17 protein-coding genes and 1 pseudogene are annotated in these 21,646 nt (G+C 62.8%); 5 read left to right on the top strand and 13 right to left on the bottom strand.

What is annotated here, in order from left to right; translation table 11 throughout:
* Nucleotides 1-2 precede the first annotated feature (2 nt).
* The 6 genes from NCT03_RS24735 to NCT03_RS24710 are packed head-to-tail and all read right to left on the bottom strand — an operon-like array spanning nt 3 to nt 6,188.
* Nucleotides 3-1,538: an amidase gene (locus NCT03_RS24735; protein WP_250494280.1), complete on the bottom strand. Its 1,536-nt coding sequence runs from the start codon at nt 1,536-1,538 to the stop codon at nt 3-5.
* A gap of 43 nt (nt 1,539-1,581) precedes the next feature.
* Complete coding sequence (locus NCT03_RS24730; RefSeq protein ID WP_250494279.1) at nt 1,582-2,298, bottom strand: ABC transporter ATP-binding protein; 717 nt, start codon at nt 2,296-2,298, stop codon at nt 1,582-1,584.
* Nucleotides 2,295-3,020 carry an ATP-binding cassette domain-containing protein gene (locus tag NCT03_RS24725; protein ID WP_250494278.1) on the bottom strand — a complete coding sequence of 242 codons (726 nt, stop codon included), beginning with the start codon at nt 3,018-3,020 and terminating at the stop codon, nt 2,295-2,297. Before NCT03_RS24725 ends, NCT03_RS24730 begins: the two co-directional genes overlap by 4 nt.
* Nucleotides 3,017-4,060, bottom strand: a complete 1,044-nt coding sequence (locus tag NCT03_RS24720) for a branched-chain amino acid ABC transporter permease (RefSeq protein ID WP_244830230.1) — start codon at nt 4,058-4,060, stop codon at nt 3,017-3,019. Before NCT03_RS24720 ends, NCT03_RS24725 begins: the two co-directional genes overlap by 4 nt.
* Nucleotides 4,057-4,929: a branched-chain amino acid ABC transporter permease gene (locus NCT03_RS24715; RefSeq protein WP_250468144.1), complete on the bottom strand. Its 873-nt coding sequence runs from the start codon at nt 4,927-4,929 to the stop codon at nt 4,057-4,059. The genes NCT03_RS24720 and NCT03_RS24715 overlap by 4 nt, the downstream gene beginning before the upstream one ends.
* A gap of 14 nt (nt 4,930-4,943) precedes the next feature.
* The gene (locus tag NCT03_RS24710; RefSeq protein ID WP_244830228.1) at nt 4,944-6,188 is read right to left on the bottom strand and encodes an urea ABC transporter substrate-binding protein; all 1,245 of its coding nucleotides are present in this window, start codon (nt 6,186-6,188) and stop codon (nt 4,944-4,946) included.
* A gap of 693 nt (nt 6,189-6,881) precedes the next feature.
* On the opposite strand from NCT03_RS24710, the gene NCT03_RS24705 reads away from it, so the two are divergent.
* From NCT03_RS24705 to NCT03_RS24695, 3 genes are all read left to right on the top strand, one after another.
* Nucleotides 6,882-9,308 (top strand): two-partner secretion domain-containing protein, encoded by a 2,427-nt coding sequence (locus NCT03_RS24705; RefSeq protein WP_250494277.1) that lies wholly within the window; start codon nt 6,882-6,884, stop codon nt 9,306-9,308.
* 328 nt (nt 9,309-9,636) lie between these two features.
* Entirely contained in the window at nt 9,637-11,493 is a 1,857-nt protein-coding gene (locus NCT03_RS24700; RefSeq protein WP_250494276.1) for an AAA family ATPase, read from the top strand.
* Nucleotides 11,494-11,643: 150 nt separating this feature from the next.
* Nucleotides 11,644-12,816 (top strand): acyl-CoA dehydrogenase family protein, encoded by a 1,173-nt coding sequence (locus tag NCT03_RS24695; protein WP_250494275.1) that lies wholly within the window; start codon nt 11,644-11,646, stop codon nt 12,814-12,816.
* A gap of 75 nt (nt 12,817-12,891) precedes the next feature.
* Here the strand turns inward: NCT03_RS24695 and NCT03_RS24690 are convergent, their stop codons facing one another.
* A complete protein-coding gene (locus NCT03_RS24690; protein WP_250494274.1) occupies nt 12,892-13,470 on the bottom strand; it encodes a DUF4865 family protein in 579 nt (192 codons plus the stop codon).
* A gap of 117 nt (nt 13,471-13,587) precedes the next feature.
* Between NCT03_RS24690 and NCT03_RS24685 the strand changes: the two genes are divergently transcribed.
* Nucleotides 13,588-14,454 (top strand): LysR family transcriptional regulator, encoded by an 867-nt coding sequence (locus tag NCT03_RS24685; protein WP_250494336.1) that lies wholly within the window; start codon nt 13,588-13,590, stop codon nt 14,452-14,454.
* Here the strand turns inward: NCT03_RS24685 and NCT03_RS24680 are convergent.
* Entirely contained in the window at nt 14,449-15,027 is a 579-nt protein-coding gene (locus tag NCT03_RS24680; RefSeq protein ID WP_244830222.1) for a DUF1993 domain-containing protein, read from the bottom strand. The two genes, NCT03_RS24685 and NCT03_RS24680, sit on opposite strands and share 6 nt — an antisense overlap.
* A gap of 300 nt (nt 15,028-15,327) precedes the next feature.
* Between NCT03_RS24680 and NCT03_RS24675 the strand changes: the two genes are divergently transcribed.
* Nucleotides 15,328-16,491, top strand: coding sequence for a GNAT family N-acetyltransferase (locus NCT03_RS24675; RefSeq protein ID WP_250494273.1), 1,164 nt, complete (start codon nt 15,328-15,330; stop codon nt 16,489-16,491).
* A 15-nt stretch (nt 16,492-16,506) separates the two neighbouring features.
* On the opposite strand, the gene NCT03_RS24670 is transcribed toward NCT03_RS24675, so the two are convergent.
* From NCT03_RS24670 to sdhB, 5 genes and pseudogenes are all read right to left on the bottom strand, one after another.
* Complete coding sequence (locus tag NCT03_RS24670; protein WP_250494272.1) at nt 16,507-16,905, bottom strand: hypothetical protein; 399 nt, start codon at nt 16,903-16,905, stop codon at nt 16,507-16,509.
* A gap of 148 nt (nt 16,906-17,053) precedes the next feature.
* A complete protein-coding gene (locus NCT03_RS33880; RefSeq protein ID WP_284503456.1) occupies nt 17,054-17,470 on the bottom strand; it encodes a rubredoxin in 417 nt (138 codons plus the stop codon).
* Nucleotides 17,471-17,661: 191 nt separating this feature from the next.
* Nucleotides 17,662-18,693, bottom strand: coding sequence for a porin (locus NCT03_RS24660; RefSeq protein ID WP_250494271.1), 1,032 nt, complete (start codon nt 18,691-18,693; stop codon nt 17,662-17,664).
* Nucleotides 18,694-18,768: 75 nt separating this feature from the next.
* The gene (locus NCT03_RS24655; protein ID WP_250494270.1) at nt 18,769-21,201 is read right to left on the bottom strand and encodes a glucose/quinate/shikimate family membrane-bound PQQ-dependent dehydrogenase; all 2,433 of its coding nucleotides are present in this window, start codon (nt 21,199-21,201) and stop codon (nt 18,769-18,771) included.
* A 361-nt stretch (nt 21,202-21,562) separates the two neighbouring features.
* Nucleotides 21,563-21,646, bottom strand: a pseudogene (gene sdhB / locus NCT03_RS24650) (succinate dehydrogenase iron-sulfur subunit); the annotation flags it as partial.

The raw sequence follows: 21,646 nt of genomic DNA, 5'->3' as shown, positions 1-21,646 counted from the left end.
CCTCAAGCGGTCAGTTCGGGGACGCGCCGATGACGTCCGGCGACCTCGTAATCGTAAGCCATGGCGAGCAGCGCCGGCTCGCTGAAGCGCCGTCCCACGAAGATCAGGTTGAACGGCGAACCCGATTCGTAATAGCCGGCGGGAATGGTCACGCCCGGCAATCCGGCAATGTTGATTTCGCAGACCGTGGTCTCGTGCAGCGTCTCGGTTCCCTCGCGCGGCGGCAAGGCGTCGCGCAATTGCGGGAATACGAGGCCGTCGAGCGCGTGCTTCGTCATCACGTCTTCGAAGATGGCGAGATAGGTTACGCGCAACGCATAGAAGGCATCGATGACAGGCGGCGCGGCTGCATCGCGCAGATTGGCGGCCATGTCGGGCAGGCTCGACATATAGGTCAGCACGCCCGTTGCGCCGAACGGATCTTCGGCGCGCGTCGCTTCGACGAATTGCGTCCATGTCGTGATGGTGTTGCCGGGTCCCAGGCGTTCGAGGTACTTCTGCATGTCGTAGGGCAGGCTTTCCATGCCGCGCGCGTCGAAGTAATCGGAGCCCGGCGCGGGCATGCCAAGTGCCGCGAAGCCGCTGCCGGCGAAGGGATCGTCGACGAGCACCGCACCGCGCGCTTCGAGTTCCGCCTGCGCGCGCTCGTACAAGTGACGCGTCTCTTCCGACAACGCGCGATCCCGCCATCCCGGTCCGTACAAGCCTAGACGCTTGCCCTTGAGCGCATCTTCACGCAGTCCCGCGGCATAGCCGCCAGCGGGCTTCATGCCGACGCCCGCCACCGTCTTCAAGTCTTCCGCCGAGAATCCGGCCAGTACATCGAGCGTGAGCGCGGCATCGCGTACGCATCGGGCGATCGGACCGACGACATCGCGCGTGCTGCCCGCAAGCGGCATCACGCCTGCATTCGGCACGAGCGCGAAGGTCGGCTTGATGCCGACGAGCGCCTGCGCCGACGCCGGATTCTGGATCGAACCGCCCGTTTCTTCCGCGAGACCGAGCACCGCCATGCTGCCCGCCACGGCGGTGGCCGTGCCGGCGCTGCTGCCGCCCGGCATGAACGCGGTATCGACGGCATTGAGCGTCGGACCCGCCCAGCTATCGTTGGCGTGCGAGCCGGTGGCACTCAGCACCGGCACGTTGGTCTTGCCGAGGATCACGCAGCCCGCCGCGCGCATGCGGGCGACGACCGGCGAATCCGTCGATGGCATCAGGTCCACGCCGCCCGTCTTGCTGTAGAGCAGCGTCCAGCCGCCGGTCGTCGGAAAGCCTGCCATGTCCATCGTGTCCTTGACCACGACCGGCACGCCAGCGAGCGGCCCGAGAGCCTCGCCAGCGGCGCGGCGGCGGTCGATCTCGCGGGCATCGTCGAGCGCGGCGGGGTTCAGGAAGTTGAGCGCCACGTAGCGCGGGTTGTAGGTCGCGATGCGATCGAGGAACGCGGCCGTCAGCGTCTCCGACGTGAACGCGCCGCTCGCAAAGCCGGCCTGGACTTGTTCGACCGTCAGCTCGGTTACATCGATAATTTTCGTCATGATGTTTGATCGCTTGCTTATGGATTGGCGGAAGGAAGGCGCGTCAGGCAATGCCCGCGAACTCGTCGAGCATGGCGGGATCGGTGACGATCTCGGGCGGAATCTCGCGCGTGACCGTGCCTTTCTGCAGGATCAGAATGCGCTCGGACAGCGACGCGATGAAGTTGAGGTTCTGTTCGACCAGCAGCACGGTCAGGCTGCGTGCTTCGGCCACGCTCTTCAACGTGTCGATGATTTCATCGATGATCGAAGGCTGAATGCCCTCGGTCGGCTCGTCGAGCAAGATGATCTTCGGGCCGCCGCACAGGCATCGCGCGAGCGCGAGCAATTGCTGCTCGCCGCCCGACAGCGCGCCGCCCGGCCGGTCGAGATAAGCCTTGAGCCGCGGAAAGAGCCCGAGAATGTCCTCGATGGTTTCGCCTTCCGCGCGCTTCGACAACAAGCATCCGACACGCAGGTTCTCCATCACCGAAAGCTGCGGGAAGATCTCGCGCCCTTGCGGCACATAGCCGATGCCTGCTTTCGCCCGCGCCGTCGCCGACAGATGCGTGATGTCCGCGCCGTTGAAGCGCACGTGTCCCGCCGTGGTCGGCAAATGGCCGGTGAGCGTGCGCAAAAGCGTGGTCTTGCCCATGCCGTTATGCCCGAGAATGCCGACGCGCTCGCCTTCCCTCACCGTGAAATTGACCTGATTCAGAATGGGAATGCGCCCGTAGCCCGAACAGAGTTGCGAGACTTCGAAGAGAATCGTGTCGTTCATGCCGCGCGCCTCCCGAGATAAACGTCCTTGACGCGCTGATCGGCGAGCACCGTATCCACGGAACCTTCCACCAACACCGCGCCCTGCGAGAACACCGTGACCGTGCGCGCGATCATGCGGATGAACTGCATGTCGTGCTCCACCACCACGAGCGCCTGCGTGCGGTTGATTTCCTGAATCAGCTCCGCCGTGCGATGCACTTCGTCGTGGTTCATGCCGGCGGCGGGTTCATCGAGCAGGATGAGTTCGGGTTGCTGCGCGAGGACCGTTGCAATCTCCACCCACTGACGCTGACCGTGCGCGAGCTGGCCCACGATACGGTCCGCAATGCTGTCGAGCTTGAGCCGCGTGAGGGTTTCGTCGACGATGCGCCGCGCCTGCGCTATCGACTTCCTGCGTCCCGCGCCGATAAACACGTTTTCGCGCACCGAAAGCCCGTTGAAGACATTAGGCACCTGCGTCTTGATGCCCACGCCCAGCCGCGCGATCTGATGCGGATTGCTGCCGGTCACGTCGTTGTTACGAAAGTGGATGCTGCCTTCGGTCGGCTTGAGCTGTCCCGTGAGCACCTTGAAGAAGGTGCTCTTGCCGGCGCCGTTCGGTCCGATCAGGCAGCGCAGTTCGACTTCGCGCAAGGAGAAGTCCACCTCGCGCACGGCGGTCACGCCGCCGAAACGCATGGTGACGCCCTTGGCCTGAAGAAGCGGAGGAAGCGCGTTCATGGGCGTGATTCCGGGTTGGCCGCCGCGTTGGGCGCCACGGCCTTGACTTCTTTCGATGAGCTGAACACGCGCAACATCGCCGAGCGCACGACCGGCACCACGCCCTGCGGCACGAGCAGCACGAAGGCCACGAGCACGATGCCGAGCCCGAGGCTCGGGTCGATTACATGCTGCGTGCCCGCCACGTTGATCAGATACTGGATCGCGACCGCGCCGAGAATCGGCCCGATGAGCGTGCCGAGCCCGCCGATCAGCACGGAGATGATGACCTGCGCGGACATCGTGAGCGCGAACACGGTCGGGCTGATGAAGCCGCCCCAGTTGGCGAAGAGACAGCCCGCAGCCCCCGCGATGCCCGCACCCGTCACGAACGCGAGCAGCTTGAAGACGCGCGGGTCGTAGCCGATCAGCATGGCGCGCGTTTCGTTCTCGCGGATCGCCACGACGACGCGGCCGAAGCGCGACGCGAGTATCCACTTGAGGAGCGCATACGCCACGATGAGCGTGCCCATTGCGACATACCACACGCCGATCTGATCGAGCGGCTCGTCGGGCGCGCCGGGCGGCGCGAGCACGGGTATGGCGGGAATACCGTTAAAGCCGCCGAGCACCGCTTCGCCGATGTGATACTGGCTGCCCGAAGTCGAGTTCATCAACTCGAACAGGATCACGGACACGGTGAGCGTAATCACGCCGATATACGCATCGCTGATACGCCCGAAGAACATGAAGTAGCCGAGCAAGGCCGCGAACAGCATGGGCGCGACGATCGCGAGCGCGGCGGAAACGGTGGTGTCGCCGAGATTGATGGCGGCAATGGCATAGGTATAGCCGCCGATGCCGAGGAACGCCGCCTGCCCGAACGAGAGGATGCCGGCGTAGCCCCACACGAAGCCCTGGCTCAGGCCGTAGACCGCCATGGCCGCGAAGAGCGTGGCCTGCATCACGCCGAACGCACTGATGGTTTTCGGCAACGCGAACATGACGACGAGCGCGACGATGATGACGGCGCCCGCGCCGCCCAGCCGAAGCGATTTCATGAACTGCGCCTCAGGAATCGACCAGTGATGCCTTGCGGCAGGATGCGGATCAGGAGCACCGCGGAAGCAAGCAGCGCGATGTCGCCGATGACCGGCGTCGACAGAAACGACACGATCTCGTTGATGAAGCCGAAGAGACCCGCCGCGAGGCCGGTGCCCGCGATGATCGCCGGACCGCCGCCCAGCACGGTGATGAACGCCTTCGCGATATACGCGGCACCCATGCCCGGCGATACACCCGAGATCGGCGAGAGCACGCCGCCCGCGAGTCCCGCGAGCGCCGCGCCCAGCGAGAACGTCGCCATGTATACCGCCGACGGCCGCACGCCGAGCGACGCGGCCATCGCCGGATTCTGCATGGTGGCGCGCAGGATCAGGCCGAAGCGCGTCTTGCGCAGGAGCAGCAGCATCGCGACCATCACGACCACGCAGACGCCTATCAGCACGAGGCTATAGGCGCTCACGTGATACTGCCCGATCGAGAAACTGCCCACGGGCATGGGCACCGACTTGATGACGTTGCCGAAGATCGACGTAATGAGCCCGATCAGCCCGAGACTGATACCCCAGGTCGCGAGCATGGTGTCCATCATCCGGCCATAGAGAAAGCGGATGATGACGCGCTCGAACAGCAGCCCGAACAGTCCGACCACGATGGGCGGCAGGATCAGCATCGAGATCCAGATGTTGATCCCGGCCGTGCTGGCCGTCACCGCCGTGTATGCGCCGAGCATCATGAACTCGCCGTGCGCGAGATTGATGATGCGCATCATGCCGTAGATGACGCCCAGCCCGATCGTGATTAACGCGAGCGTGGCGATGCCCGTCAGCACGTTGAAGGCGAGCAATCCCACGAGATCCGTTGCCATCGCTTCGACTCCGCTCAGACTTGCGGCGTGAACTGCTTGTTGGTGCGCGGCGACTTGATGAGGTCGCACGCACCGCCGGTATCGGACGGGAACTGGTCGTTGAAAGTCTGCAGGATCTCCCACTTCTGGTTCTTCGGACGCGCGAGATAAGCGTTGCGAATGGTGTGATGCGTGGCCGGGTCCATCTTGACCTTGCCCGAAGGCCCGTCGATGGTGATGCCCGTTTCGAGCGCCGCCACGACCTTCGCCTGCTCCACGGAACCGGCCTTCTTCACCGCTTCCGCCCAAAGCATGATGCCCTCGTACGTCGCGGTATCGAGTTCGCCGAGGTCGGTCAGACTCGGGCCGTATTTCGCCTGCATGCCTTTGACGAAGGCATCGGCGGCGGGCGTGCCGAGGTTGTTGTAGAACCCGAAGCAGGTGATGATGCCGTCGGTCGTCGCGGCATCCATGGTGGTGAGTTCGTCGCCGAGACCGAACACGGTCGCGCCGATCGGAATCTTCGACTTCATGCCGGCCGCCGCCCATTGCCTATAGAAGCCGACGTGGTTCGCGCCGACGAGCGCCGAGAGCACCATGTCCGGCTTGGCTTCCTGAATGCGGCTGATCGTCGATGAAAAATTGGTGACATCGAGCGGAAAGAAGTCCGTAGCGACCACCGAGCCGCCTGCGGCCTTCACGAACTTGGTCATCCAGCTTGCGGTGATATGACCGTAGTTGTAGTCGGCGGCGATGATATAGACCTTCTTGCCCCAGTTCTTCATCGCGTAGTCGACGATATGATTCACCGTCTGCGCGGGCGTCGTGCCGGTACAGAACACGTTGCGGTCGCACACGCCGCCTTCGTACTGCGTGTTGTAGAAATAAAGCGTCTTGCTGCGATCGAAGATCGGCCGGATGGCTTCGCGCGACGCCGAGGTAATCCCGCCCTGAATCACGTCCACCTTGTCTTGCAAGACGAGTTGCTGCGCGTACTGCGTGTAAAGCTGGATGCTGCTCTGTGTGTCGTAGGCAATCAGCTTGATGGGACGCCCAAGCAGGCCGCCCTTGTCGTTGATCTGATTGACGGCGAATTCGGTTGCCTGAATCATGCGACGGCCTTCGAGGCCGAGCGCACCGGTTCCGTCGAGCAGGCTGCCGAGCTTGATCGGTTCGGCCGCCTGTGCGCTACGGGTCACGTAAGGCCCGACCAGCGCGCCGACGGCTGCCGCCGCACCGAACTTCAACGCTTTACGACGTGATCCGGATTCCATTGTCATCTGTCCGCTCCGCATGCGAGATGTGTGTGATCTGCCCGGTTCAAGTGTACGAAGCCAAAATAAAGCAAACTATTTGTCAATAAAAAACCACAGAACGGGCAAATCGGGCATCGACTTGGCATGAGGAATGGACTTCATTCGACGCGATGGCCGCAAGTCGGCTCATCGGTTCGCAAGAGGCCGAGCGCTCGTAGGCCCTGCGCGCGGTGAGTCCGCCCCTCAAGCGCAAACGCGGCTTGCGTTCGAATTCGACAATGTCGGCGTCGCGATGCGTGGTTGGAGCGAAGGCGGCTCGGAGCGACATCGGCGTGTCGGCAATGCTGCGTTCAAGGCCAACACGACACGACATTCATCGAACATCGAGCCTCATGGCGGGTATCCGCCAAGTTGAATAATCTCGTGATCCAAACTATATTCAAAGGCAACATCTGCCACGCTCGACGAACGTTCGGGCATTCCGATCAGACCTGGAATACCTAGCATTCCGATGTATTCCCGATGCCTGCTTTCGACCCACTTCCCTGGTGCAGTTAATCGTCACGGCACGGTCACGATTCATGCCGGCGACCGCCCCGCCCGCTGACGCGGCGAACGAACCGCGCCCGTCGTCTTTCACAGGGAACCGGTTGTCGAAGTAACAACGGCGAAGCGTCGTTCGTCGTGAAGATGCGCCACAAGTGGAAAGGAACGTCCATGATTACGCCTTCGCTGCAATGCCTCCGTGCTTCTTCGAGACTCGTGCCGCTTGTGCTCGGTGTATCGCTCGCTGCGACGATCGTCGGTCAAACGGCGATGGCGGCCGGTGTTCTGCCGCAGGGAGGCCACTATGCGGCGGGCGCGGGAAGCATCGCGGGGCAGAACGGTCAACTCGTCATCACGCAGCCAGGCTCGACGCGCGGCGTCATCGACTGGAAGAGCTTTTCCATCGGCACAAGCAATGCGGTCGTGTTCAACAACGGCACGGGCGCGACACTCAACCGCGTGACCGGCGGCTCGCCTTCGGAGATCCTCGGACGCCTGAGCGCCACGGGCGGCCTTTACGTAATCAATCCGCAGGGCATCGTCGTGGGGCCTTCGGGTGTCGTCACTACGGGCGGGCGCTTCGTCGCCTCGACGCTGGACGTCGCCAACGACGCTTTCATGAAAAACAGCGGCGCGCTCACCCTGGCGGGCAAGTCGGATGGCTTCGTCATCAATCTCGGAAGCATTAGTTCGAGCGGCGGCGACGTGTTCCTGATCGCGCAACGCGCAGTCGTCAATGCCGGCAGCGTGAAGGCGCCCAAAGGCACGGCGGAATTGGCTGTCGGCGAAAAGGTCTTGCTGCAGGACTCGAAGAGCAGCAAGCAGGTGTTCGTGCAGACGGGCAGCGACGGCGTGATCGCGAACAAGGGGCGCATCGACGCCGCGCAGATCGACCTGCAAGCCGCCGATGGCAACGTCTACGCGCTCGCGGGCGAAGGCACGCGCGTGCGTGCGACGGGCACGGCCACGCGCGATGGCCACGTCTGGCTGGTCGCAGGCGACGGCAAGGTCACGCAACGTGGGGTCGTCACGGCGAAGAACGCGGATGGCAGCGGCGGCACGGTCGATACGCAAGCGGCGCAACTCGCGTTCGGCGACAACGCCGAAGTGCACGCCGCGCAGTGGAACATCGCGACGCCATCGATCACGGTACGGTCAGCCACGGCGCACGCGCTGCAGGATAGCCTCGGCGCGGGAACCTCGGTTGCGCTGACCACGACGGGCGGACAGGGGACGAACGGTGACTTGGCCGTATCGGCGGATATGCGGTGGAAAGGCGCCGCCGGTCTCACGCTCGCGGGGTATCGCAACGTCTCGATTGCGCCTCACACGACACTGCGCAACGCGGGCTCGGGCAGCGTCGTGCTGCGCGCGGATGGATCGGCTATCGATAACGGCGGCAGCGTGAAGAACGGCGGCACCATCGACTGGTCGAAAAGCACCGGGACCGTCAGCGCGCTCTACGACATGACCGGCAGCTTCACGCGAGGAACCATCCGCGCGAACGCGGCGTGGAAGGCGCCCGTCTACAGCGGGCTCGTCGGTCAGGTGACGGCATACAAGCTCGTCAATACGCCTGCCGATCTGGATAACGTCGTGCTCGATCTGGCCGGTAACTATGCGCTCGGGAAGGACATTGCGGCGAACCGTTCGGCCTTCGGCTACAGCACGCAGATCGGCAGCGTCGCCACGCCCTTCACCGGACAGTTCGACGGCATGGGTCGGACCGTCACGAATCTGAACAGCAACGCGACCGATATATGCTGCGGATCGCAAGACTACGTCGCGGGCGGAATGTTCGCCGTCATCGGCACGACGGGTGTCGTGCGCAATATCAACGTGGATGGCGGCGCCTACGGCACGGGCGCTTTCTTCGGCGCTGTAGGTGTGCTCGCGGGCCTCAATCAAGGCACCATAGTCAACGCGCATTCGAGCGGCAGCGCCGGCGCATCGTTGATCAGTGTCGGCGGCCTCGTGGGGGAAAATGCCGGCCTGATCGCTCGTTCGTCGAGCAGCGCGAACGTGTCCGCGGACGCGGATGCAGGCGGCCTCGTTGCCGCCAACGACGTGACCGGTGTGATCAGCCAGTCGTACGCCACGGGTAACGCGGAGGGTTATGCCCACACAAACGGCGCGGGCGGACTCGTCGATGGCAACGCGGGCACGATCACGCAGTCGTACGCCACGGGCAGCGCCACGTTCAGCCCGAACTATTGCGGATTCGGGGCGAGCGTATGCACATCGGCGCCGGGCGCGCTCGTGCGGATCAACACGGCGACCGGCAAGATCACGCAGTCGTTCGCCACGGGCGCGGTGATCGACAACGTGCAGGCGGGCCAGGGACCGGCGCCTGCAGGAATCGCCTTCGAGAACGATGGTGTGATCGGCAAGGACGTGTACTGGAACAAGCAGACGACGGGCGCGCCGGCGGGCGTCACCGTGGGCAATACCGTTCCCGCCTCGCAAGGACGCACCACGGCCCAGATGAGCCAGACGGCGAGTTTTGGTCCGACATATAACTTCGGCACGAACGGCGTCTGGGCGATGCCCGCGGGAGCGACGCATCCTGTGTTGCGGTGGCAGACCGAGCCGTTCTGAGTGGTCAGCGACTTAACGCCGTGACGTCACGACGCAAGCTGCCCCGCAGCTCGCAACTCCCCATTTTTACCGAAGCCGCCCTCGCGCTGTAGCTTCCCGCCTCAAGCCGCCACTAAAGATTGGCGCGCCCTCTGCCGTCATTCAATTTGAGTACGACACGCGTCACTCGAGCGCTCGCACAGTGCGTAACTCGCTCCATTGCAAGCGCCTCGTCAGATCGAATCACGACAGCTACAACGGCCGCCTCGCCGCGCCCCTCAGGACATGTTTAATGGATAGGCTCAGAAAACTGCTACGGTCGCGCATCGGCCGCTTCATCGCGTGTGGCATGACCGCAGCCGTGCTCGTGGCAGCCGTGAGCGTGCTGCTTTCGCGCGATGAACCGGCCGCTACGCAGACTACGCCGACGGTGGCAGGCGTCGCGAGTCAGATGCGCCGCGATGCGTCGCCGTGGACGCATCGGGAAAAAGACGTCTCGGAGATGATGCGCGATATCCGCGAACACGACGTCGCCGCGATCGGCGTCAGCCGCGACGCCATCCTCGTCTCGACGCTTCGTGCCGACCAATACTTCGTCGCCGATCATAACGGCGCCTTCTCCAACGCCCTGCTGCTCGGCGACCTGAAATCAGGCAACGCGTCGCCCTACCAATTGGTCTGGCTCCCCGATGTCAACGTGCGCACGGGCATGGCGCGCTGGACCGACCGGTTCGACCTCGTGCGCGACGCCTTGAGCTTGCTCTTGCCGATGCTGATGATGGGCGGTCTGATCTGGTTCATGCGCCGCGAAATGCGAGGTGGCGCGCGTCTGCTCGCCAAATCGCCGACGTTGCGTTTCGCCGACGTCATCGGCGCGGGTGAAGCCAAGGCGGCGCTCGCCGATGTGCAGGCGTGGCTCACCGAACCCGCGCAATTCACCGGCATGGGCGTGCGCGCGCCGTGCGGCGTCCTCATGACGGGCGGCCCCGGCGTCGGCAAGACGCGTCTCGCGCAAGCGCTCGCTGGCGAATGCGGCGCCAACTTCATCGCGATCACGGGCAGCTACTTCAGCGCGAAGTATTACGGAGTGGGCATTCAGAAGGTCAAGCATCTGTTCGAACTGGCGCGCAAGAACGCGCCGACGGTCATCTTCATCGACGAGGCGGACGGGCTCGGCAAGCGCACGGATAGCGGCGGCGGTCCGGTGGAAGCCGAAAGCAACCGCATCATCAATCAGTTGCTCGCGGAAATGGACGGCTTCGCTTCGAACGAAGGCGTGATCGTGGTCGCGGCGACCAATCATCCGGACAGTCTCGACGAAGCGTTGCGACGCCCGGGCCGCTTCGACCGGACCATTCAGGTGCGGCTGCCCGATCTCGCGGATCGCGCCGAGATCCTGCGTTTCTATGCGGCCAAGCTGAAGACGAAGCCAGACGATATCGACTTCGATCAGCTCGCGCGTCTGACTACCGGCGTGTCGCCGGCCACGCTGTCGATGATCGTCAATCAGGCGGGTCTCGTCGCGCGCAAGGCGGGCGAACGGGAAGTCGGCGCGAAGCATTTCGTGGAAGCGGTGAAGATTGCGCGCATCGGCGACATCAACGGTGCGGAGCGTGCGTTGTCGGAGAGCGAGCGCAAGCGTATCGCGGTTCACGAAGCCGGACACGGTCTCGTCGCCGCGCTGCTCGGCACGGGCGTGCTGGAAGAAGTCACCATCCTGCCACGCGGCGGCGCGCTGGGCGTGGCGCTGATCACGAAGATGCAGGACAAGCACCTGTACCGCGAAACCGAACTGCGCAACGAGATTCAGGTGCTGCTCGGCGGGCGCAATGCGGAACTGCTGATGTTCCGCGAAGCATCGAGCGGCGCGGCGCACGATCTTCAGGAAGCATCGCGCATCGGTCTCGACATGGTGTCGAAGCAAGGCTTCAACGCGGACGGCGATCTCTTCAGTCTTGCGTCGCTGCCGCAGCAGTATGCGGGCTTTCAGCTCAAGAACGCGATCGAACACGCGAATCGGCTCCTCCACGATCTGAACGATGCCTGCTACGCGCTGCTGCGCGCGAACGAGCCCGTGCTGCGCGCGATTGCCGCGCAGTTGCTGGAGGATGAGACGGTGCCGGGTGATACGGTTTATCGGCTGATTCGCGAGCATGCGGCTGCCTTGGCCGAAGTCGATGAGGTGGTGGAGGCATTGGCTGCGTAGTGCGGCACCTGGCTCACGCGAGAAGTCATCCGCAAGACAGGCTCTTATCAAGCGATAACTTGCCCGGCGCGCTATCGTGCGTTACCTTGCGAGGCGCCGGGATACGCTCGTGTCCCCGCATATGGCGAAACGCTATCGGGAGACACCGGCATGACCCACATCGACGATGCCTTGAGCGCAACCCTCGAAGCCTTGCTGCGCGAATGGGCGCAAACCGCCGCTGCACGCGACAAAGCCGGCGGCACCGCTCTGCACGAGCGCCGTCTCCTGCGTGAAATCGGCCTGCTGCGCTTGAGCGTGCCCGAACAATACGGCGGCGGTGGCGCGAACTGGTCCACGACACTCGATGTCGTCCGACGCATGGCGCAAGTCGATAGCTCGCTCGCGCATCTCTTCGCGTTCCATCATCTGCAACTCGCGACTATCCGCCTCTTCGGCCGCGACGCGCAGATTCGCCAGTGGCTCGGCCAAACCATCGAGGAAGGATGGTTCTGGGGCAACGCGCTCAACCCGCTGGATCAGGGCACGCGGGCCGAAGCGGACGGCGCGAACGGCTATATCTTCGACGGCCGCAAGAGCTTTTGCTCCGGCGCCACCGACTCCGACCGGCTTCTCGCTTCCGCATTCAAGTCCGATGGACGTCTTCTGATCGGCGTGGTGCCTACTAAGCGCGCAGGCATCACCATCTTCGACGACTGGGACAACATGGGACAGCGCCAGACCGATAGCGGCACGGTGCGCTTCGATCAGGTGAAAGTCGCAGCCGACGAACTGCTCGACGATCCCGGCCCGCTCTCCAGCCCGTTCGCGTGCTTAAGGCCGCTGCTCGCGCAATCGATCCTGAGCCACATTTATCTCGGCATCGGCGAAGGCGCGCTGCAGGCGGCGCGCGAGTCGACGCTTGCGCAGACGCGTCCGTGGATCGCATCGCCGGCGGCGCGCCCGAGCGAAGACTCATACGTGCTCGCGCATTACGGCGACTTCTGGCTCGCGCTCGAAAGCGCGCGGCTCCTTGCCGAACGCGCCATGCATGAATTCGATACCGCATGGCAACGCGGCCTCGCGCTCACCGAAGACGAACGCGGCGACGTGGCCGTCGCGGTGGCGGCATCGCGTGTGGCGGCGGCGCGTGCGGGTCTCGATGTAGCGCATCGCATGTTCGACGTGACCGGCGCGCGATCGACCGCCGCCGCGTTACGACTCGACCGCTTCTGGCGCAACGTGCGCATGCATACGCTGCACGATCCGATCGACTACAAGGTGCGCGAGCTTGGCGAGTGGGCGCTCAATGGACGCATGCCGACGCCATCGTTCTACTCATAGCCTGGCTTCCATCGATACAAACCGGCCTATGAACCGCGAAGATGAGCCACGGCCCATACGCCGGTTCGCGCATCTTCAACGGCTCGCCGATTCCAGCTCATGCAGCAACGGCGTCGCGAAATGCAGCACTTCGTAGGCGATCGCCTTGCCCGTTGCAACGGGCTCGCGTTCGCTCACCACTACGCGCGTCAACTTCCACTGCTGTGCGTCCACACCGACCGCCGCGCTGACCACATGCGACTCGGCGGCCGTCTGCCGGTTGCGCTCGATCTCCGCCTTGAACACCGTTTGCAAATCCGTGTCCGGTGAAACAGCCAGTTCTTCCTTGTACACGAAGCGTGCGATGCGTGCCGGGCCTCTCGCGGCATCGAGCGCGAAGCGCGTTTCGATTCGCGGCCGTCCGAAACTGTCCGTCACCGTCTTGAAGCGGCCATCGACGAGAAAGGATCCGAAGGCCTCGTCACGACGCCACAGATAAAGCGACGAATAAGTGTTTTCGAGCGCGCCATGACGGCCGCTCTCGCGCAGCAGGAACGCCTTGAAGTGCAGATCGGGCAAGTCGTCCCACAAGGGTCCGCGTTCTTTAGCGCGCGCGCGAATGATGCTGGTGTCGTAATCGGCCGGGAGACGATGAGCATATTGAGCGAGCAGCATGATCGATCCTTTCGAGAGTGAACGAGCGTGGAAGAAGCTTGCATTCAGAATACCCATCGCCCTATCATTTGAAAACGATATGAATCGATATTTCAATGATTCGAAAATAGAATGACCATGAAGACTCTCGATATCGAGGCCGTGCAGGCATTCGTGCTCACCGCGGACCTCAAAAGCTTCACCCGCGCGGCCGAGGCGATGGATTCCACGCAATCCGCCATCAGCCTGAAGATCAAGCGTCTGGAAGATAGCCTCGCGCGCCGGCTGCTGGAACGCACGCCACGGCTCGTGCGTCTTTCGGCGGAAGGCAGCGCGTTTCTCGAACCGGCGCGTGCGCTGCTTGCCGCGCATCAGGGCGCGCTCGGTTCATTCGGCGCTGGAACTCGCCGCATGGCGATCGGTATCGGCCACCATATCGTCGGTACGGAACTGCCGCTTTTGCTGCGGCGCGTGAGCGAGGCGGAACCGGGCGTCGTGCTGCAGATGCGAATCGCGTCATCGCGCGACTTGCTCGAGGATTTCGACGCAGGCCTGCTCGATGCCGCCGTCGTTCTGCGCCACGACAGCCGGCGTCTGGACGGCGAGACCATTCATGAGGAAGCGTTCGGCTGGATGGCCGCGCCCGACTTTCAGCATTGCGATGGCGAGCCGCTGCGGCTTGCGACTCAGCCTCCGCCGTGCAGCGTGCGCAGCATGGCAATCGATGCACTCGATACAGCCGGCATCGCGTGGACGGAAGTGTTCGTGGGCGGCGGATTGGGCACGATAGGCGCGGCGGTATCGGCGGGACTGGCAGCTGCCGCGCTCGGACGACGCGTCACGCCGAAGGGAACGATCGATGTCGGATCGCGCTTCGAGTTGCCGCCGCTGCCCGCACGCGATGTCGTCATGTACTCCAGTCTCACCGACCGGCAAGCGCGCGAAACGCTGCGCACGCTTGGCGCAGCAATTCGTTCGACGGCATACGGCAACCCTGCGTCATGAATTCGCGCCCGGCAGCGTTCCTGGCCTGATGTACGCGTGCATGTGCGCCACGTAATCGGGTTTGCCAAGCGGCACGCCATGATGACGAAGGATCGCGTAGGCCGTCATGATATGGAAATAGAACTGCGGCAGCGCCCAGTCGCGCGCGTATTGCTCGCCAGTCATATCGAAGACGACGCCGTTGGGAAGATCGAGCGCGATGGGCCGGCCGCCTACTTCATCGAATGCGTTCGGGGCGACGTTCGACAGAAAGCCGATGGCATCCGCTATGCAGGCTTTTGCATCCGTGAAAGTGCCGGGTTGCTCGTTCGAATGAGCGCCTTCCGCGCGCAGCGCTATCAGCGCATCGGGCAGCGCCGCGCCAAGCAGACGATGCACCGGCTCCTGCGCCTGAAAGCAGGCGAAGCGCACCTGTGCCGCGAGTGGAAACATGTCGGGCGCGAGACGCAACGGCAGCAATGCATCGGCGGTCATGCCACGCGCTTTTTCATGCGCGTCGGCCTTGTCGAGCCAGGCGGCAAGTCCTTTCAGCATTTGCGTGAAAGTGGGGACAAGCAAGGTAGTCGGCTGCATGGTCGCTCCCGGAAGTAAGACGCTGCCATCATATACGCCTCGCGCGCCGGGCTTCCCCCTCGCACATGCACGTTGCGGTGCGCAAACGCTTACATGCGATTCATCGTCGAGCGCTCGCATGTCGTGCGATACATGCGCCATTGCTTCGGCAAAGCATCGACAATCTGACGCCTAAATTACTCTAACCTTACGGTCTGCGCGACGGCGCGCAAATCATGAAAACCTATGAGCGATCCCGAACCTAAGTCGCTCTGAAGTCGTGGGATATTCAAGGATGGACAGTCAGTCAAGAGCGACCCGATGCGCGACTCCGAGATACGAATCGAACTCGTCTGCGACGAGCCTGGCTTGCGTGCGCTCAAGGACGAATGGGAGACGCTTTGGCTGAAAGCACAGGGCCGCTACTTCCAGCGTTTCGATGTGTGTCTGCTTGCGTGGCTCCACGTTGCCAAACCGCGACGCCGCAAGTTGCGCTGCATCGTCTTGCGCGAGAACGGCGAGCTTCGGCTGGTGTGGCCGCTCGTTGCTTATCGACGCGCACTGTGGACGTATCTGCTGCCCCTTAGCCCCGATGCCGGCGATTACACCAGCGTGCTCGTCGAGGACGGTCAGGACGCACGGGCGCTGATCGAGCGCGCATGGCGTATTGCGTGTGAACGCTTCAAGACGGATTTCATCCACCTGCCTTATATGAACGAAGGGTCGGAGTTGCATCGCATTGCGTCGGCGGAGCGGCATATTCTCGGCCGGTCGCGACATGAATCGTGGATAGCGAAATTGCGCGACGAAAGCGACTGGAAGACGTTCTCCGGTTCGCTCGGCACGATGTTCGGCAAGAAGCCCGGTCAGCTCGAACGTCGCTTGGCCAAGGAAGGCGCACTGAGTATTCGTATGGTCAATACATCGGATACCGAAGCAATCGCGCGCTACGTACGCTGGATGCTCGAATCCAAGCGTGGCTGGAGCGACCGTGTCGGCAAGCGCGGAAAATGGCTGTTTTCGCCATACTATGAACGCTTTCTCATCTCCACGCTCACCTATCGCGGCGAGACGTCCGACAAGGAACCGCCCGCGCGACTCGTGATGGTGACACTCGACGACCAGCCAATGGCCGCGGTCATCATGAGTCACGGCAATCCGATGGCGAACGCCGTTATCGCGGGATTCAATGCGGAATACGGCCGGTTCGGACCGGGCTCCATTGCATGGGAACACAGCGTGAAGTGGGCCTTCGAGCAGCGCTATGACATCGACTTCGGCGTGGGTTCCGAGCGCTTCAAGACCTACTGGAGCCGCAACAACGGCAGCCATGCATGGACGATGCAGATTGCCAATACGACATGGGGATTGATCGGCTACCGTGTCGTGCGGACGTTGCGCGATCTCGTCAGCGCGGCGCGAGGGACATCGAAGGGAACGCCTGCGCCCGAGGGGGAAAGCGCTCCCGCGCGCGGCAAGGGATGAGTCGCGCCGCGCGCTTTATTCAAGCGCGGCGTCTTCCACGAGACGCGCCTTGAGCGCGCGAATGCGACGATCGACAAAATAACCGCCGCCTTCCGTATAACGCAAATAGAGCCTGCCGCACTTCGAGCATTCCCACACGTCGCAGCGGTTATACGGAAAGTAGCGCGGCGCGATAGGTGCCTCCGCCGACCAGTATTGCGAATTCCCCGGCGGATACTCCGCGTAAGTCGGCTCGGGAACATTCGGCGGCATGAGCGTGCCGACCTGAACGAGCGCCGCTTCGTCTAGCGATAAAGGCTGCGATTGCCAGCCATCGAGGGCCGTCTTCGTGCAGTCGCATGCAACACCCCGCGCGCGATCTTCGGCGGCTTGCGCGCGTTCTGCGAGTGCTGCGGCGTTGAGCAATGGATGCATGGCGGTGGGGTCTCGATGCAATGCGCCGATTATCGCAGATACCTTCCATCGCGACAGACCACGGACAAGCGCCGATGCAAGGTCGCCCGCTAATCGGCAAGTCGGCAACTCGGCAACTCGGTAACTCGATGAAACGAACGAAGGTCTTTCAGAACTCGACCAGCGCGAAGTCTTCCTTGCCGACATCGCACAGCGGGCAGCGCCAGTCGTCCGGAATGTCGCTCCAGCGCGTGCCGGCTGCAACGCCGTGTTCAGGATCACCCGTGGCTTCGTCGTAGATCCATCCGCAGATCACGCAGACCCATTGCTTGAATTCGGATTCGACGTGGGAGCGTGCCGCTGGCGGCTGCTCGTCCTTGAGCGTCTCGTCCTCTGCGCCACGGTCGAGCGTGACCACCAGCGGGTCTGCGCCCCGCTCGCGATCGGCGGCGAGGTACGCGTCGAGTTCGGCATGAAGACGTCGCGCTTCTTCCACGGTCAGATCGATCCAGTAGGGATCGCCAGCGCCGCTATTCAAACGAGCCGGAGCAAACTGCAATTCGAGTGCCGCGCCTTTTTTGTACATGGATTCTGTTCGACTTCTTATTTCGGATAGGTCAAATGATGCTGAATTTCGATGCCTGACTTGACATGCGCGCCCGCGATGAGGTTCGTCGCAAGCCGACATCGGACGATCCGTTGCGCGTCGCGTTGCGCGGTTTGATCGACGCACTTCGATAAAGCCGCTTAGCGTCGCTTAAAGCCGCCTGGAGCCGCTCAAAATCGCTCGATTGCGCCGATCTGCACGCCGCGAATCGGCGCACCCGGATACGCGGCCGGAAGCCCCGTCACATTCACACCGCGCAAGGTGAAGGTGGCATCGCCGCGATTACGCAGCATCGCGCCTGTCGCGTAGAACATCAATGTCTTCGAAAGATCGTATTCGCACGCAATGCTGAACTGGTCCGCGTTATTGTCGCCGCCCGATCGATCGCGCGCATAAGCATAACCAAGCGATGCGCGCAGAGCCGGCGAGAACGCGTAGCGCATCGAGACGGACATGCCGTCGTCGTGATAACGCGGCGATCCGCCATCGCCATTGAAGAAGTTGAGAAACGCCGTCGTCTTGCCGAAGCGATACGACACGCCACTCAGATTGGAACGTAGCCCCGTGCTGCCCTGCGTGTCCTGATGCGCGTAAGCAATACGGAACGGCCCGTTGCGATACGCGAAGGTTTCGTAATTGCCCGACAAGCCATTGCCCGCGCCGGCATCGCGCAAGGCGAACATGATGGTCGTCGTGAAGCCGTGAATGTCCGGCGACAGATACGTGATGCCGTTATCCGTATAAGGCGTGATCTTCGACAGGTTGTTGAGACCCGATGCGATCGTCCCGGCACCGAAGGCGTCGAGTTGTCCCTTGAACGGAATGTAGATCGGCGAATACTGACGCCCCATGCGCACTTCGCCCCACGGCGCGCCGACGCCGATCCATGCCTGACGATTGAACAAGGTGCCCGCGGTCGCAAGCGTCCCGTCAGCGGAACTGAAGCCGCTTTCGAGATCGAACAGGAGACGCGTGTCGCCAGTCAGTGGTTCGGCGCCCCGCATGCCGAAGCGCGAACCGCGATACGCGCCCGAATCCATGCGCGGCGTCCACCCTGAACCGGGATTCGTCACCTCGATGCTCGTGTCGATCGTTCCATACAAGGTCACGGCGCTCTGCGCATGAACCGCCGTAGCGCCCACGCCAAACGTGCTTAGCAGGGTCAGGGCCAGACAGCGGCCCGAAAGAGATGTAAGACGCATATTGTTGTTGTGCTGACGCGCCAGGCCGACAGGCTCGAAGAGAAGCCGTCACTTTAACCAAGCAACGGCGCGTACTCAATGATCCAGTGCATAGGCGATGACATAATCGCCCCGATCCGGCGACTGTCGCGCGCCGCCCGCCGAGATGAGCACGTACTGCTTGCCCGTTTTCGGCGATACATAGCTCATCGGTCCACCCTGACTTCCCACCGGCAGACGCGCTTTCCATACCTCCTTGCCGGTCGCGCTTTCGAAGGCACGCAGGTAGTAGTCTTGCGTCCCCGCGATGAACACGAGGCCGCCCTGCGTCGCCAGCGTGCCGCCGAGCGTCGGCATGCCAATGGGCATCTTCATCCCCATCTTGATACCGAAGGGACCCGTGTCCTGCACCGTGCCCACAGGCACTTGCCATACGATCTTCTGCGTCTTCAGATCGACCGCGGAAAGCGTGCCGAAAGGCGGCTTCTGACAAGGGATACCGAGCGGCGACATGAAGCGGTTTTTGTTGACGGCGTAAGGCGTGCCTTTCAGCGGCACCGCGCCCATGCCGGTGTTTACGGACTCGCCGCCGTTGCTGGCCTGCACGTTGTCGGTCTTCTGCGGAATCATCTGCACCCAGAGGCCGAGGCGCATGTCGTTCACGAAGATGTAATGACTATTCGGATCGGTCGAAAGGCTGCCCCAGTTCATGCCGCCGAGCGAGCCTGGAAAGCTCAGCGAGATGTCCGTGTCGGGCGGCGTGAAGAGTCCGTCGTAACGCATCGACTTGAAGCTGATTCGGCAGATGAGTTGATCGAAAGGCGTGGCACCCCACATGTCCGATTCCTTCAGCGTATCGGCGCCGATGAGCGGCATGCCGACCGAGTACGGCTGGGTATCGGGATACTGCTCGCCGGGAATGCTGCCCTTCTTGACGGGCTTTTCCTCGACGCGCGTGAGTGGCTGACCCGTAAGCCGATCGAGCACGAAGATCTGCCCGGACTTCGTGCCGAAGACCACGGCAGGTTTTGTCGAACCATCCTTCTCGGGGAAGTCGATCAGGCTCGGCTGCATGGGAACGTCGAAGTCCCACAAATCGTTGTGGACCGTCTGGTAGACCCACTTCTCCTTGCCCGTCGTGGCATCGAGCGCGAGGATGGACGTGGCATAACGATGATCCAGAGCCGTGCGGTTCGCGCCCCAGAGATCCACCGAGGAGCTGCCCATCGGGATGAACACCGTGTTCATCGCGGGATCGTACGACATGGGCGCCCACGAGTTCGGCGTGCTCCGAGCAAAGGTCTGACCCGGCTCGAGTTGCGCGTTGGGATCGTCATGGCCCGGATCGAAAGCCCAGCGCATTTGCCCCGTGATGACATCGAAACCGCGCAGCACGCCACCGGGCATGTCGGTCTGCACGTTATCCGCTACTCGCCCGCCTACGACCACGGTCGTGCCTGCAAGCGTCGGCGCGGAAGTAAGCTGATACTTGGGGTCATCCGCCGCGCCAAGGCCTGCTTTCAGATTCACGAAACCATGGTCGCCGAAACTTTCGCAGAGCGCGCCGTTATCCGCATCGATGGCAACGAGGCGCGCATCGATCGTGTTCATCAGAATGCGGCGCTGACACGCTTCGCCCGATGCAAGCGTCGGCGCGATCACGGGCGTCGAACCCGCGACCGAAGGCTGCGTAAGCGCTTGCGTGGCATCGAAGTATGCAAGGCCGCGACAACGGTTCCACACCTGCGCCTGCGCATTGATTTCGCGCTTCCAGATTTGCTTGCCGCTGTCGACATCGACAGCGATCACGTTGTTATGCGGCGTGCACATGAAGATGCGATCGCCCACTTGCAACGGCGTTTGCTGATCTTCCGCGCCGTTGCCACCGGGGCTCACCGGCACGTCGCCCGTATGAAAAGTCCATGCAACATGCAGGTCCTTGATGTTGTCGCGCGTGATCTGGTTCAGCGCCACGAAACGGCTGCCGCCCGGCGTATTGCCATAGTTGCTCCAATTCTTCTGCGCGTCGTTCTGTGCAAGCGGTGCGAGCGGCGCAGCCGTGCCTTCGAAGGCGACCGGGTCGTGCGGTTCGAACATCTGCACGAACGTGACGACCATGCCCAACGCAAACAGCGCGCTCAAACCGTATGCCCATTTCGACGCGGGCGTCACCCTCTCATGCTTGCGCAACGACGGCCACAGCAGCAACGTGAGCACCATGAAGCCCGTCGGCAACATGAGACGCGACACCAGCGGCCAGAAATCGAAGCCTGCGTCGATCAAGGCCCAGATCAGCGTGCCGACGAACGCCACGCCATACACGATGACCGCGGAAGACCGCGCGCGAATCAACTGCACCGCGGCCACGGCGATCACGATCCCGGCGATCACGAAGTACGGGCTGCCGTGGAGCAAGACGAGCTTCGCGCCGCCTGCAACGAAGAACAGACCCGTGGCCAGCATTGCGAGCCCCAACAACACACAACCGGTTCTCAGCGCGGCTGAAACACGGGTATTACTCGTAGACATCTATTTTCTCCAAGAAGCTCGGGCGCGGTCGGTCGCGAAGGATAGAGCCTTCGGTACGCTGGATGGGAACGCATCGGCGAAACACGCTTGCAGACGAAGCGTTGCTGCACGGCGCAGGGTTGCGCGCGGCACGGCCCTTCTCAACACCATGCGAGGAGCATGGCGATTAACGGTGCCGAGGACGGCACCTGTTCGATCTCGATATTCTAACCGGATAGTTAAAAATGTGCTTAGTTAGTCTTAGTGTCTGTCCGTTTTCGACGGGACGTTTGCGCGCTTGGGCTAGCTCTCAAACGACAACTGCCGAAGCTGGCTCACGCTCAGCTTCGGCAGTCGTTCAATGCTTGTTACGCCATTCGCGCTACACCGCGCGGCGCACCATCAATTCCTTGATCTTGCCGATCGCCTTGGTCGGGTTGAGCCCCTTCGGGCACACGTCGACGCA

This window comes from Caballeronia sp. GAWG1-1 (genome assembly GCF_023631465.1).
GTDB lineage: Bacteria > Pseudomonadota > Gammaproteobacteria > Burkholderiales > Burkholderiaceae > Caballeronia.
This window is presented reverse-complemented; position numbering and strand designations above follow the sequence as displayed.